The following is a 14,188-nucleotide window of genomic DNA, read 5'->3' as shown; positions in this document are numbered from 1 at the left end:
AAAAACTATGCAAGCAATTCGTAATCTGGGCCTGGCGCTCACCGTCCTGTTCGTCGCCGGGTGCGCCAGCTTCACCGATGAAACCAGCCCGAACCTGCCGCGCAATGCGCAGTGGGGCATCGTGCCGATGGTCAACTATTCGCAAACCCCGCAGGCCGGTGAACGCAGCGAGCAGATTCTGCTCAGCGTCCTCAGCAGCCACGGTCTGCAACCTCAGGTTTACCCGGCCAGCATGCAGGGCGAGCAAGCGCTGATGGATGACAACGAGCGTCTGGCCGGTGCCCTCGATTGGGCGCGCGCGCAAAAACTCGATTACGTGATTTCCGGCAGCGTCGAAGAGTGGCAGTACAAGAACGGTCTGGACGGCGAACCCGCTGTCGGCATCAGCCTGCGTGTACTGGAAGCCAACAGCGGTCGTGTGCTCTGGAGCAAAAGTGGCGCGCGCGCCGGCTGGTCCCGTGAAAGCCTGGCGGGCACTGCGCAAACGGTGCTCGACAAACTTGTTGGCGCCCTTCGGTTCGAGTGATCGCGATGAATTCTCCCCACATGGATTACAGCCTGGCGCCACGCGCCAGCGGCCCGGTGTCTTGGCTGGAAACCTTACTGGTGACGGGCTTGGCCATCGGCCTCGGCTTGTGGCTGACCCCCGAAGACCCGTTGCAGATGCACGGGGGTTTCCCGTGGCCGATTCTGGCGCCGTTGCTGTTGGGCGTGCGTTACGGTTTTGTTCGCGGCCTGGCCAGTGCCGCGTTGCTGGTGCTGGCGCTGTTTGCCCTGCGTCAGAGCGGCCTTGAAAGTTATGCCGAGCTTGAGCCGTCGTTCATCGTCGGCGTGTTGGTGTGCGGGATGCTGGTGGGCGAGGTTCGCGATCTGTGGGTGCGGCGCCTGGAGCGTCTGCAAATGGCCAACGAGTATCGCCAGTACCGTCTCGACGAGTTCACGCGCGCGCACCAGATCCTGCGGGTTTCCCATGATCTGCTGGAACAGCGTGTGGCCGGCAGCGACCAGAGCCTGCGCAGTTCCTTGCTGGGTCTGCGGGAAAAACTGCGGGTGATGCCAGACGCTGGCGATGCGCTGAGCGCATTGGCCGAGCCGATCGTGGCGATGCTCGGCCAGTACGGCGCCTTGCGCGTGGCCGGGTTGTACCGCGTCGACGCACGTGAAGAAAACGTGCTGCCCGAGGCCTTGTCGATGATCGGCGTGATGGGGCCACTGGACACCGAGGACGGACTGATCAAGCTGTGCCTGGAGCGTGGCGAACTGGTCAGTGTGCGTCAGGAGTTGATTGATGCCGGCACCTCGGCACAGTTTTCGTCGTTGCAGGCGTGCATTCCGCTGATCGATGCCGAGGGTCGTCTGCTGGCGATTCTGGCCGTGCGGCAGATGCCTTTCTTCGCTTTTCAGGATCGCACCCTGAGCCTGTTGGCGTTGCTCGCCGGACACATCGCCGACCTGTTGCGCCGCGATCCGCAAGTGCTGCAACTGCCGGACGCCGATGCCCAGCAGTTCACCCTGCAACTCAAGCGTTCGCTGCTGGATGTCGAGCAGCACACGCTGCCGGCCGGGTTGTTCGCGTTTGAAATGACCCGCCCCAACGAAGAGCTGACGCGCCTGCTGGAACGCAGCCAGCGCGGTCTCGATTTGCACTTGCCGCTGCGCAACAACCGCGATCATCGTTTGTTGCTGGTGCTGTTGCCGTTGACCAGCCCGCAAGGCACTGAAGGTTATCTGGCGCGCATCAGCCTGTTGTTGCATGAGCACTTTGGCCATGAAAGCGACTTGGCGAGTCTGGGCGTGCGGGTCATGCCTTTCAATCTGGAGCCTGGCTGTGACCGCAACGGGCTGCGTAACTTCCTGTTCAACGAGTGTGGCCTGAATGATCAGCAAGTGGCTGTTTAGCGGAGCCTTGTTGTTAGAGGCGGGCAGCTGGGCCAGCTTGTGGCTCCCTGCACCCGAGTTACAACAATTGCTGGTGTTCACCCTCAGCCATTTCCTCGCGTGCGCGCTGCTCTGCGCCGCTGTGTGGCTGTTGCTGCCAGCGCGCTACCGTGCGCCGTTGCCGTGGAGCCCGCTGTTCATTTTCAGCCTGGCGTTCTTTGTGCCGGTGATCGGCACGGTCGGTGTGGTGGCGGCGATTTTCCCGGCGCTGTACCTGCCGCGCAAACGCGACAAGCAGGCGTGGAAAGCCGTCGGTATTCCGGGCCTGCCGTACCGTGCGCAAACGCAGCATCATTCACCGATTTTCGCCGACGGCGGTTTGCAGGACGTGTTGCGTCATGCGCCCGATCCGGATCAGCGTCTGGCCGCCTTGCTGGCGACGCGGCGCATGCGCGGCAAGGAAGCGGTGCCGATCCTCAAACTGGCGCTGGGTGATCCCAGCGATGACGTGCGCCTGCTGGCGTACTCGATGCTCGACAAGCAGGAAAGCGACATCAACCTGCACATTCAGATCGCCCTTGGGCAACTGGTCGGCGCCGATGCGAAAACCGCGGGTGCGCTGCACGCCACGCTGGCGCGTTGGTATTGGGAGCTGGCGTACCTCGGCCTGGCGCAAGGCAGTGTGCTTGAGCACGTGCTGGATCAGGCCAGTGAACATGCCGCGCAGGGGCTTGAAGCGGGCGAGGGTGGCGAGCTGTTTTTGCTGGCCGGGCGCATCGCCCTGGAGCGCGGCGATATCGAACGCGCCGAAGTGCTCTTGCATCAGGCCGAGGACAACGGCATGGGTGCCGCTCAGGTCTTGCCGTTTCACGCGGAACTGGCGTTCGAAGCCGGCCGTTATCATGAAATTCCCGAGCTACTGGCAAAACTTCCCGAGAAAACCCGTCAGCGCCCGCCGTTTGCTGAACTGGTGAGGAGCTGGACATGAATCACAAGGAAACCGCACCGGTCGCCGACATCTGCCTGCTGCTCGAAGGCACCTGGCCTTACGTGCGCGGCGGTGTGTCGAGCTGGATCCACCAGATGATCCTTGGATTGCCGGAATTGAGCTTCTCGGTGATGTTCATCGGCGGCCAGCGTTCGGCGTATGCGGCGCGGCGCTATGAAGTGCCGTCGAACGTGGTGCACATCGAAGAGGTGTTCCTCGAAGATGCAATCCATCCGACCCACACCTTGGGTGCACCGCGCGAGGCCGATCATCAGCAGTTGGCGGATTTGTATCGCTTCCTGCATCACCCGGAGGCGCCCGAGCCCGAACTCGGCGAGCGCTTGCTCGACTGCATCGCCCAAGGCCGCATGACCCTCGACGACGTGTTGCGCAGCCGCGCCAGTTGGGAGGCGTTGAGCGAAGGGTATCGACTGCATTGCGCCGACCCCTCGTTCGTCAATTATTTCTGGACCCTGCGCTCGATGCAGTCGCCGTTGCTGATGCTCGCCGAAGCGGCTCGCAAAATGCCGCGAGCGCGGGTGCTGCATTCGATTTCCACCGGTTATGCCGGGCTGTTGGGGTGCATCCTCAAACAGCGCTGGAACTGCACCTACCTGCTCAGCGAGCACGGGATTTACACCAAGGAACGCAAGATCGACCTGGCCCAGGCTTCGTGGATCGCCGAGAGTTCCGGGCAGGCGCTTAACCGCAGCCTCGACGCCGGCTCGGGTTACATCCGCACCTTGTGGGTACGCTTCTTCGAACGCATCGGCCAGCTCACCTACAACAGCGCCGACAACATCATCGCGCTGTATGACGGCAACCGTCAGCGGCAGATCAAGGATGGCGCCGACGCCGCCCGCACGCAGGTGATTCCCAACGGCATCGACCTGCCGCAATGGACCGCAGCCCTGCAATCGCGTGCGCCGGGCATCGCGCCGGTGGTGGGGTTGATCGGGCGTGTGGTGCCGATCAAGGACGTGAAGACGTTCCTGCGAGCCATGCGCGGAGTAATCAGCGCCATGCCGGAGGCCGAAGGCTGGATCGTCGGCCCCGAAGAAGAAGACCCGGAATACGTCAGCGAATGCCGCAGCCTGATGGCCAGTCTGGGGCTGGAGGGCAAGGTGCATTTCCTTGGTTTCCAGCGCATCCAGGACATCTTGCCGAAACTCGGCTTGATGGTGCTGACCTCGATCAGTGAAGCGCAGCCGCTGGTGATTCTCGAAGCCTGGGCCGCCGGTACGCCGGTGGTGTCCAGCGACGTTGGTTCGTGCCGTGAATTGATCGAAGGCGGCAGCGCCGAAGACCGCGACCTCGGTCTTGCCGGCAAAGTGGTAGCGATTGCCGATCCGCAGGCCACCAGTGCGGCGATCCTCGAACTGCTGCGCAACCCGCAACGCTGGCAAGCCGCACAGGCCAGTGGCTTGCTGCGGGTCACCCGTTACTACACCGAAGCCTTGATGCTGCAGCGTTATCGCGACTTGTATAAAGCCGCCATGGAGAACAGTTAAATGGCCGGTATTGGCTTCGAACTGCGAAAAATTCTTTCCCGCGACTCCTACACCGCGACCTTGCACGCCTATGTGTATGCCGGTCTGATCAGCTCCGGGCCCTGGGTGTTGTCGATCATCAGCGTGATGCTGGTGGGGATCATCAGCCTCGGCTTGCTGTTGCCCAACGCACTGGTCGGGCAGTTTCTGGTGACCGTGACCTACCTGATGGCCACCTCGCTGATCCTCACGGGTGGCCTGCAACTGTTCTTCACCCGGTTCGTCTCCGACCGTTTGTTCGAGCACAAGTACGAGCAGATCCTGCCCAACCTGCTGGGCATCCTGTTGCTGGTGACCCTCGCTGCCGGCGTGCTGGGCATCGTCGTGCTCGGGTTGCTGTTCGACCAGCCGCTGATCTACCGGGTGCTGGTGCTGGCGAATTTCGTGGTGCTGTGCAACCTGTGGCTGGTGATCATTTTCCTGTCGGGGATGAAGGCCTATAACCGCATTCTGCTGGTGATGCTGGTGGGCTACACGCTGATGGTGGCGAGCGCTTACGTGCTCAGCTTTCTGCAGATGCCGGGCCTGCTGCTGGCGTTGTTGATCGGGCACAGCACGCTGCTGTTCCTGTTCCTCTACGACATCCTGCGCGAGTACCGGGCGGAGAAACTGATCGCCTTCGACTTCCTCGATCGTCGTCAGGTGTTTGTCAGCCTGCTCGCCACCGGTTTCTTCTACAACTTCGGCATCTGGATCGACAAGTTCCTGTTCTGGTTCAACCCCGGCACCTCCAATGCGGTCGTCGGTCCGTTGCGCGCCTCGATCCTTTACGACCTGCCGATTTTCCTCGCGTACCTGGCGATCATTCCGGGCATGGCGGTGTTTCTGGTGCGCATCGAAACCGATTTCGCCGAATGGTACGACCGCCTGTTCCGGGCGATCCGCGATGGCGAAACCTTGCAGCACATCGGTCAGCTGAAAACCGAGATGACGTTGTCGATCCGCCAGGGCCTGCTGGAAATCTGCAAAGTGCAGGGGCTGACAGTCGTCCTGTTGTTCCTGTTCGCTCCGCAATTATTGAATTGGCTGGGCATCTCCAGTTACTACCTGCCGCTGTTCTACATCGACCTGATCGGCGTCAGTATCCAGGTGGTATTCATGGCGCTGCTCAACGTGTTTTTCTACCTCGACAAACGCACTGTTGTGCTCGAACTGTGTGTGCTGTTTGCGGTGTTGAACGGCTTGCTGACGCTGCTGAGCATGCACCTGGGCCCAAGCTTCTTCGGTTACGGCTTCACCTTGTCGTTGCTGATTTGCGTGTTGCTGGGGTTGCATCGGCTGAGCACCGCGCTGGAAGACCTGGAGTACGACACCTTCATGTTGTCCTCGCGCTAACGGTTCTTGCGGGCAGAAAAAAAGGCACTGGCGATCATCGTCCAGTGCCTTTTTTTTGTTCGAAGACTTCCGACTGACGTCACTTGAAAGGCCAAGGGTCGCTGCTAACCTTCATGACTCGGAGCTGCCGACGAAAGACGATTCGTTCCGGGCCACCTCTTGACGCGAGTGACTCTCGACCGATCAAGCCGTCCCCGCCCCCATAGCCAGTCGACTCTGGCGATATCTCCGAGCTGTGTCTTTCTATAGCGCTCTGGAGGTTTCACATGAAACTACAGTTGTTGAGTGCTGCGCTCATGATCGCCGCGATGGCGACAGCCAGTCCGGCATTCGCCGGTGAGGCCGCGACAGCCGCCACCCCGAAATCCGCCACCCAAGCCGTCAAGCAGGAGATCAAACTCACCCGCGTCACGCCCGAATACTGGCGTGTCACCTTCCACAATCCGCCGTTCAACATCTACGGCCCGGAGACCATGCCGCAATTGAACGAGGTCATCACGGCGCTCGAGACCGATCCCAAGGTCAAAGTCGTGGTGTTCGACAGCGACGTTCCGGATTTCTTTCTGACCCACTACGACTTTGTGCCGCCGCTGACTGACACCACCAACCTGGCCAACGGCCCCACCGGACTACCGCCGCTGCCGGACATGCTGGTTCGCCTGAGCAAGGCGCCGGTGGTCTCGATTGTGTCGATTCGCGGTCGCGCCACCGGTGTCGGCAGTGAGCTGTCACTGGCCAGCGACATGCGTTTTGCCAGTCGCGAGAAGGCCATTCTCTCGCAATGGGAAATCGGCGCCGCACTCGTCCCCGGTGGCGGCCCGATGGCCCGCCTGCCACGGCTGATGGGGCGTGGTCGCGCACTGGAAGTGCTGCTCACCGGCAACGACATCGATGGCGAACTCGCCGAACGCTATGGCTACGTCAACCGGGCGTTGCCGGACGCCGAACTCGACGCGTTTGTCGACACCATGGCCCGGCGCATCGCCCGGTTCGACAAACAATCGATTGCCGACATCAAGCGTCTCGTCGACGCCTCAAGCCTGCCACCGAACGACGCCATCGCTGCCGAATGGGACGGCTTCATCGGCTCGGTGAAACGCCCGGCGGCGCAGCAACGAATCAAAGAGTTGATGGAGCTTGGCTTGCAGAAGAATGCGGACGTGGAAAAACGCCTGGCGCATCACACCGGCACCCTTGGCGACTGATCAAAAAACCCCCACCTATCAGGAGTTACTGTCATGCGCACCCACATTGAAACCGTTCTCTACACCGCAAAAACCCACACCGTCGGCGGCCGCACCGGCACCGGCAAATCCAGCGACGGCGAGCTGGACGTGAAATTCAGCTCCCCGGGCTCGGGCAAGCCGGGGACCAATCCGGAGCAACTGTTCGCGTTGGGTTATTCCGCCTGCTTCATCGGCGCGATACAGGTCGCCGCCGGACAATTGAAAGTCAAATTACCGGAAGATACCTCGGTGGATGCGGAGGTGGATCTGGGTAAAACCGGCGGCGGCGAGTTTCAGTTGGCGGTCAGGTTGAACGTCAACATTCCCGGGCTGGAAGACAGCGTGAAACGCCAGTTGGCCGAGAAGGCGCATCAACTGTGCCCGTACTCGCGGATGACGCGTGACGGTGTAGAGGTTGAGTTGAACGTCGTCTAAACACCCCGGCCCGCGCAGGCGCGAAGCTTGCGCGCCTGCGCGGGTGGGCTCGTTCGGACTCGGGTGCAGGGTGCGCCTTCACTGCAGTGATCAGCCAAGACATTTTTGTGCCGGGATTCGTCCACGACACAACATGTCGCGGGTATTTCGATAATGGGACCTATCGAATGATCAACCAGAAGGCTGTCCGAATGAGCCCAGACGAAAAAGTATTCCAGTTGCTGGATGCGCTGTTGCCTGCTGCCGAGCATTTGCAGATTGTCGAATCCCGGGCGCCCTGTGCGGCGGATGCAGACATCGGCATGCCGTCCCTGAGAGTGTTGAAAGCGCCCGTCGACGGGAAACTGGCCGACATCACCCTCAAAGCCGCCAACCCTCTGGCCACGATGGCCGATCCCGCTCTGCTGCGCTTCCTGTATCGATCGCTACGCGATGACGCCCTCGCGGCGGACCCCGATGCACTCAATGATCTCGGCTGGTTATGGATCAATGGCAGCCGCGTCCCTTTCGACAGCGTGCTGGCTCGTCGGTTGTTCAAACTCGCGTACGCGCTGGGTTCGGGCGAGGCGGCATTCAACCTGGCCGAACAAGCCTGGTACGGCCGCGGCATGTGCGTTAACCACGATCTCGCGGCCTGCTACTACGAGCAGGCCTATGAACGCGGTATCACGGTTGCGGCGGGGGCGCTGGGGCTGTTGCATGAGAAAGGCGTGGGCGGTCAGGGGCCGGACTTTGGCATGGCGACGCACTGGTATCGGCTGGCTTTCGGCGCGGCGTCTGCCTCGGGAGAAAAATCCTATGGCCGCTGAGAGCCTGGTGTCGATGGTGATGCTGATGCTGATCCTTTCAGTGTTGGCTGCGCTGTATGTGCGCTGCACTAAAACCTGGCGCTTGCTCAGTCAATGGCACCTCACTACGCGCGAGCGTCAGCAGCGCGCAAGTGGGCAGGCCGAGGAAAATCGCGAGCTCCGGTCGGCGCTGCGAGCGGAAAAGGCCCATGTGCAACAGTTGCAGCGCAAACTGGAAATTCTCCAGGCCTTGTTGCCTGTGGTGTAAAGGCGTTCGGTCGAATTCAGGTTTATAGCGATAGATCGCACCGGCGTTCGTCAGGGCGGCAGATCGAATTTAGCGAAAGCGCAACACAGGAGTCATGACATGCCAGTAAGACCAAGACCCTTCACCTTTGCCTGTGGCAAATGTGGCTGGAAGAAGACGGTGGCGCCGCTCAGCGATGCCCTTGGGCCGGGGGATTGGTGTGATCGGTGCGAGCGCTGTGGCAGCGAAGCGTTGACCTGGCAACCGGCCACGATGATCGACCGTACGCTGGCAGAGTGGTTTGCCCGGTTACGCAGATAGCCGTCTTGCTCGAACGCCAGGAGCAACGCCTGCCTGATGCGCGCTGTGGGTGCTGGCGTGGAATCGCCTTGCTCAGTGGGAAAGGTATCGGCGCCCACCTGCCGGCTTTATCCCTCAAGATTGCCGGGGGGCCGTCGATAAGCCTTAATCAGGGAGGGCATGACGTGTCTAGCACGTGCTATGCATGCCTATTTTCATTAAGTCAGGGCGGTGACTGAACGCGCTGCTGATTAGAAGTGAGTGCGTTGTATGGCAGGGGGTGATTTATGGGCGTTCTAGTGGGCGTTGTGGTGTTTTTTATCGTGCTTGGAGCGCTCTCCAGTCTGATTGAGCGCGGTGGCACTTCGCGGCTGCTGCGTCCCTATATAGGCCTGTTGCTTATCACGGCACTGATTGCTGGCATGGGGCTGTTACTGGGCTTTTTGTCCAGGGACGTGCAGGAGTTTTTCTTCATGGCAGCCAAAGTGGTGGCGGTGTTAGTCGGTGTAGCGCTGTGCCTGCACTTGATCGTCACCATCGCCAGGCGTTGGCTGTAATAACAGGGATACACATAATTCCATGAGCAAATTGTTTACATTCAGCAGCCTTCCAAACGAAAGTCGCGGATCGAACGAAGCGAACATCTTCATCCACGGTTACAGCGCCGGCCACAACGTTGAAGACCGGCAAACTTTACTGGCGAGCATTCCTGAATCTATCCGCCACCATACGAATATTTTCGCCTTCTGGCCGTCTAGCCACTTTGCCCGTTTCAATCAAACGTCAAAAACCCTACTCAAAGCGTCAAGTGGCGTGTCCTTGCCGATCACTGCCGCAGTGGCTGCTGTGGATCGTGGCGCGCATTTCTGGCAAATACGCTCGCGCGCCGAAGAGATGGGCGAATCGCTGCTCGAACAACTCAGCGAACACCTGCGCAATAATCACCTGGGCATCAATACCATCAACCTGATCGGCCACTCGCTCGGTGGGCGTCTTGTTATCAGCTGCCTGAAAAAATTGTGCGCCGGGCCGGGTCATCGGCTTGTGGTCAACGATGTGTTGCTGATGGCGGCTGCAGCAACGGTCGAGCCGCAGGAGGCGCAACGCCTGCGCAGTGTGCTCAAAGGTCGGCTGATCAACGCCTACTCCAAATCAGATTGGACCCTGCTGATGAATGCCGGCGAGACTTGCCTGGGTCGCAATCAGGTCGAGCACTTCGAGAACATCGAAATCACCGACTTCGGCCACGGGGATTACTGGAAAAAGCTACCCCAGGTGCTGACCCATGTGCGGTTCCAGGCGGCCCGGCAAGAAAAGGATGTCGAGGTTCTGGAGGAGGTGTTCGACACTTCCGCCCCTGAGCCTTCACCGACACCGCTCCAGGAAGTAGACACCGTGACGCTCGAACTCAGAACGCCAGACGACATTTACCAACGAATCAATGATGAGCTGGCGCGTATCGCCCTGTCACTGAACACCCCGTCGACCGACCCTGCACTGGATCTGGCGCAACAAGACGCGCGTGGGCTGCTGAACGAACAGCAAGCAACGTTGCGGACGCAACTTAAGGAACTGCAAGAAAACGCCGAGTGGAAAACTTTCACCATTGCGGTGTATGGCGAAACCGGTGCCGGCAAGTCGACGCTGATTGAAACTCTGCGCATTCTGTTGCAAGAGCCCACCAAGATGGCGCATCAACAGGCGTTCCGCGACTTGCACAACAAATACGGGCTTGGCGAAGCGAATCTGCAGCGCCTGCAACAGGCCATTGAACAGACCGACGTCAAGCTTGGCGAACTTGCGCAACAGCTCCATGCCACGACTGAGCACCATGACCAATTGCACAGCGATGCCTTGAACGCCATTACCGGCCTCAGAGCCTTGATTGCCGAGCGCAAAGAAACCGCCTCGCTGTGGCAGAAGCTGATCCGTGTATTCAAAAAGATGCCAGAGGAAGCGCAACTGGTCCTCGCCGAGCAGCAGTTGCCCCACGTTGTTACTGCGCGCGATAGCGCCATCGGACCCTTGCGCGTGCAACACAGCGAGGCGGAGCAGGGCAGGCACGCGCTTGCGCAACAACAGGCAGACCAACTGCTTGTTAGTGACAGTGACCTTGAGAAGCTGCAATCCCTGGCCGATGGGGAAATCATTGGCGATGGTCGTCCCGATTTCACCCGCAAAACCCAGCGCTACGACCTCACACTGAACGGCCAGCCGTTCGCCTTGCTGGATGTACCCGGTATCGAAGGTAGCGAAGGGTTAGTCGTCAGCCAGATCGAGAGAGCCGTGCAAACCGCTCATGCTGTGCTTTACGTAACCAACCAGGCGGCACCCCCGCAAACAGGTGACGAGCAACGTAAGGGCACGCTGGAAAAAATCAAGGAACACTTGGGCGCGCAAACCGAGGTCTGGACGATTTTCAACAAGAAAATCCAAAACCCAAAACACTCGCTTATAGACCGTCCATTAATTTCCGAAGATGAAGCCCTGAGCCTGGAAGGGCTGAACGAGAAGATGCGCATGCAGCTTGGAGACCACTACCGCAACGTGTTCTCGCTCTCAGCGCTACCTGCGTTTTTGGCCGCCACCGAACACTTTGCGCCGAACTCGCAGAACGCCACCAAGCGCAGCAAAATACTTGCAGACTTCCAACCCGAAGAACTGCTGGAAAAAACCCGGTTGCGCGGATTCTTGTACCTGCTCAACGCCAATCTGCTCGCTGGCAGCGAAGCCAAGATCACCCGGGCCAACTTCCATAAGGCCAAGGATGCGCTGGACCACACGGTCAGCGCTCTGGACGCTCTGAAAGCGAGGTTCAGCCAGTTGCTGGAAAATCTGCGCCTGGACGGCCAGAGTGCCCAGGTGCAACTGAAGGGTAGTTTCACATCCTTGAAAAAACGTGTGGAAACAGCCGGTGAAACCGAGATCGATCAGTTTGTCAGTGACGTGCGAAGCGTCATGTACGAACGCATTGATGCCGACATCAGCAACGATGAATTCAAGCAAGCGTTCAGGAATGCCATCGAGGCCCAGCAAAAGCAATTGAGCGATCAGCTACCGGTCGCCATTGCCAAAGAAGTCGAGCGCTTCCAGAAGGAAGCCGAAGATATTCTTATCCGCTTTGAGGCGCAGGCCCGCGAACTGACTGGCATCTACGCCACACTCGGCAAAACCAGTCTGCACACCAGGTTTGATCTCAAGATAGAAATCGACAACGGTATCAAGGTCGGCAGTTTGCTGCTTGGCGTGGCCGGCACTATTGCCGCCGCGATTTTTACTGGCGGAGCCACCTTATTGGTACTTGCCCCCGCACTCGCCGGGCTTGTTATATCCACGTACAAGGCCGTAAGAGGCGCGTTCAGTTCCGACTACAAGAAGTCCCAGCAACGCGAGGCCGTCGATAGCAACCTGCGCGAAGTCACCGGTCAATTACGCACCTTGCTGCACGATGGTTTGAAAACGGCCTTGGCGGACATGGAGAAAAAAATCCGTGTGCTGGACCAGGCACTCGAGGCCCCGATCAAACAGACTGCCGGCCTGGTACAACTGCTGGGCCAGTCGACCGATCAGCTTAGTACCCTCTCCCGCCAAATCGACAATGCAGGAACCCTTTGATGGAACATACCCTCGATACATTCAAGGCTCAGCAAGCGCGCTCGGTAGAGCTGCTCGGCAAACTGCTCAGGTTTCTTGATCAAGGCGAAGCAGCCGGGGTACTGGTAGACCCTGCGTTGAAAAGCAAACTGCAAACCGCTATCGATAGCGTGGCCGGCGAAAAACTCAAAGTGGCGCTGATTGGCGGGTTCTCCGAAGGCAAGACGTCTATCGCTGCAGCCTGGATGGAAAAGCTGGATACATCCAGCATGAAAATCAGCCACCAGGAGTCGTCTAATGAGGTGAAGGTGTACGAAGTGGGTGACGACTTTGTATTGATCGACACCCCGGGGTTGTTCGGCTTCAAGGAACAGGTGAATGCCGAAACCAACGCCGTCGAAAAGTACAAAGACATCACCAGGAAATACGTCAGCGAAGCCCATCTGGTGCTCTACGTAATGAACTCCACCAACCCGATCAAGGAGAGCCACCAAGGTGATCTGGTGTGGTTGTTCCGTACTTTGGACCTGCTGCCGCGCACGGTATTCGTCCTCAGCCGTTTCGATGAAGTGGCCGACGTCGAAGACGAGCAGGACTACCAGACCAACCTGGCGGTGAAATGTACTAACGTCACTGGTCGCCTGCGCGAGTTGGTCGGGCTGAGCGAAGCGGAAGTTGCCCAGCTGTCCATCGTGGCTGTGGCGGCCAATCCATTTGATCTGGGTTTTGATCATTGGCTGGCCAATATCGGCCAGTTCAAAACGCTATCCCATATCGCCAGCCTGCAATCGGCAACCACCAGCAAAATCCAGAACAACGGCGGAAGTGCCGCGCTGGCAGGCGAAGTGCACAATAGCGTGATTCGTGATGTGCTAAATAAACAGCTGCCGGTGGCCATCGAAAACGATCAGAAAATCTCGCAGGAAGTGAGCAAATTGCGCGAGCTGAAAAGCCGCTCTGAAGGCCAGTTGGAAAAGACCGGACTTGAAATTGAAGCGGTGCGCAGAAGTTTGAGTTCCTTCGTAGTGCGCTATTTCACTGATCTGATCATGCAAGCCAAGGGCAGCAGCCTGGAGACGTTCGGCGACTTTTTCGAGCGCGAAATCGGCGCCGAAGGCATCGTTCTGACCAGGCGTTTACAGAACGAGTTCAGCCGCCAGACCGAGTCCATCACCCTTGACGTGGCGAAGATGCAGCTTGGCTTCGATACCGAAATCAACCATTTCAACACCAACGTCCGTGCATTCGGCAAGCAGGGTGTCAATCACCTGCTTAAAGGCAACGTGATCAACAACACCACCGTATTGGCCGCCCGCGACACCCTCGTCAGCGCTGGCAAGATGGTAGGCATGGAGCTTGGCTCACTGCTGAAATTCAAACCCTGGGGCGCGGTGAATTTCGCCAAAGGTGCCAACGGTGCGCTGGCCTTCGTTGGCGTCGCCATTGAAGCCTGGGACAGCTGGGAGCAATACAAGCGGGAAGAGGCGTTCCGTCTCTCAATCGCGAAGATGGTTGAAGATTTCGAGAAGCAGCGTAAGGAGCTAATCGGTTTGATCGACGCCGAAGAATTCAAAGAGCAGTTCTTCGGCAAGTATCTGGAACTGAAAGACAGCGTCGCCACGCTCCAGAACAGCCTGAAAGAGAGCAACGAACGCCAGCAACGTTTTCAGGCGTGGCGTATTGAGGCAGAAACCATCGATGCGGAATTCAAGGTGCTGAATTGAATGCCGTGAGGCTCTGAAACAGGTGCTGGGAAGGGGGGGCGCCGAAGGTGCTTCGTGCTGGCGGCGCATATCCCTATCGTTTTAAAGTGATGGCCTTTTGCTGCTCTGTACCGCGGAGCTGCC

General features: G+C 59.1%; 13 protein-coding genes. All 13 read left to right on the top strand.

The window, feature by feature from the left end; genetic code table 11:
- The first annotated feature begins 7 nt into the window (after window positions 1-7).
- The 13 genes from F8N62_RS26105 to F8N62_RS26045 all read left to right on the top strand — a co-directional run bounded on the left by F8N62_RS26105 (window position 8) and on the right by F8N62_RS26045 (window position 14,065).
- Window positions 8-526 (top strand): penicillin-binding protein activator LpoB, encoded by a 519-nt coding sequence (locus F8N62_RS26105; protein ID WP_150713369.1) that lies wholly within the window; start codon window positions 8-10, stop codon window positions 524-526.
- A gap of 5 nt (window positions 527-531) precedes the next feature.
- Window positions 532-1,899 (top strand): PelD GGDEF domain-containing protein, encoded by a 1,368-nt coding sequence (locus F8N62_RS26100; protein WP_224791416.1) that lies wholly within the window; start codon window positions 532-534, stop codon window positions 1,897-1,899.
- Entirely contained in the window at window positions 1,877-2,866 is a 990-nt protein-coding gene (locus F8N62_RS26095) for a HEAT repeat domain-containing protein (protein ID WP_150713368.1), read from the top strand. The genes F8N62_RS26100 and F8N62_RS26095 overlap by 23 nt, the downstream gene beginning before the upstream one ends.
- Window positions 2,863-4,377 (top strand): GT4 family glycosyltransferase PelF, encoded by a 1,515-nt coding sequence (pelF, locus tag F8N62_RS26090; RefSeq protein ID WP_150713367.1) that lies wholly within the window; start codon window positions 2,863-2,865, stop codon window positions 4,375-4,377. The genes F8N62_RS26095 and pelF overlap by 4 nt, the downstream gene beginning before the upstream one ends.
- Window positions 4,378-5,751, top strand: a complete 1,374-nt coding sequence (gene pelG, locus F8N62_RS26085; protein WP_150713366.1) for an exopolysaccharide Pel transporter PelG — start codon at window positions 4,378-4,380, stop codon at window positions 5,749-5,751.
- A 266-nt stretch (window positions 5,752-6,017) separates the two neighbouring features.
- Window positions 6,018-6,956 carry an enoyl-CoA hydratase/isomerase family protein gene (locus F8N62_RS26080; protein WP_191632445.1) on the top strand — a complete coding sequence of 313 codons (939 nt, stop codon included), beginning with the start codon at window positions 6,018-6,020 and terminating at the stop codon, window positions 6,954-6,956.
- 33 nt (window positions 6,957-6,989) lie between these two features.
- On the top strand, window positions 6,990-7,412 hold the full coding sequence (locus F8N62_RS26075; RefSeq protein ID WP_150713365.1) for an organic hydroperoxide resistance protein: 423 nt from the start codon (window positions 6,990-6,992) through the stop codon (window positions 7,410-7,412).
- Window positions 7,413-7,603: 191 nt separating this feature from the next.
- Window positions 7,604-8,221, top strand: a complete 618-nt coding sequence (locus F8N62_RS26070; protein WP_150713364.1) for a tetratricopeptide repeat protein — start codon at window positions 7,604-7,606, stop codon at window positions 8,219-8,221.
- Entirely contained in the window at window positions 8,211-8,468 is a 258-nt protein-coding gene (locus F8N62_RS26065; protein ID WP_150713363.1) for a hypothetical protein, read from the top strand. The genes F8N62_RS26070 and F8N62_RS26065 overlap by 11 nt, the downstream gene beginning before the upstream one ends.
- A 99-nt stretch (window positions 8,469-8,567) precedes the next feature.
- On the top strand, window positions 8,568-8,768 hold the full coding sequence (locus tag F8N62_RS26060) for a hypothetical protein (protein ID WP_150713362.1): 201 nt from the start codon (window positions 8,568-8,570) through the stop codon (window positions 8,766-8,768).
- A 266-nt stretch (window positions 8,769-9,034) separates the two neighbouring features.
- Window positions 9,035-9,304 (top strand): hypothetical protein, encoded by a 270-nt coding sequence (locus tag F8N62_RS26055; RefSeq protein WP_150713361.1) that lies wholly within the window; start codon window positions 9,035-9,037, stop codon window positions 9,302-9,304.
- Between the two features lie 22 nt (window positions 9,305-9,326).
- The gene (locus F8N62_RS26050) at window positions 9,327-12,362 is read left to right on the top strand and encodes a DUF726 domain-containing protein (RefSeq protein ID WP_150713360.1); all 3,036 of its coding nucleotides are present in this window, start codon (window positions 9,327-9,329) and stop codon (window positions 12,360-12,362) included.
- Window positions 12,362-14,065, top strand: a complete 1,704-nt coding sequence (locus F8N62_RS26045; RefSeq protein WP_150713359.1) for a LeoA/HP0731 family dynamin-like GTPase — start codon at window positions 12,362-12,364, stop codon at window positions 14,063-14,065. The genes F8N62_RS26050 and F8N62_RS26045 overlap by 1 nt, the downstream gene beginning before the upstream one ends.
- Window positions 14,066-14,188: the final 123 nt, after the last annotated feature.

This window comes from Pseudomonas fluorescens (assembly GCF_902497785.1).
GTDB classification, from domain to species: Bacteria; Pseudomonadota; Gammaproteobacteria; order Pseudomonadales; family Pseudomonadaceae; genus Aquipseudomonas; species Aquipseudomonas fluorescens_BO.
Note: the sequence above shows the minus strand (reverse complement) of the source record. Positions and strands in the feature narration are given on the sequence as shown.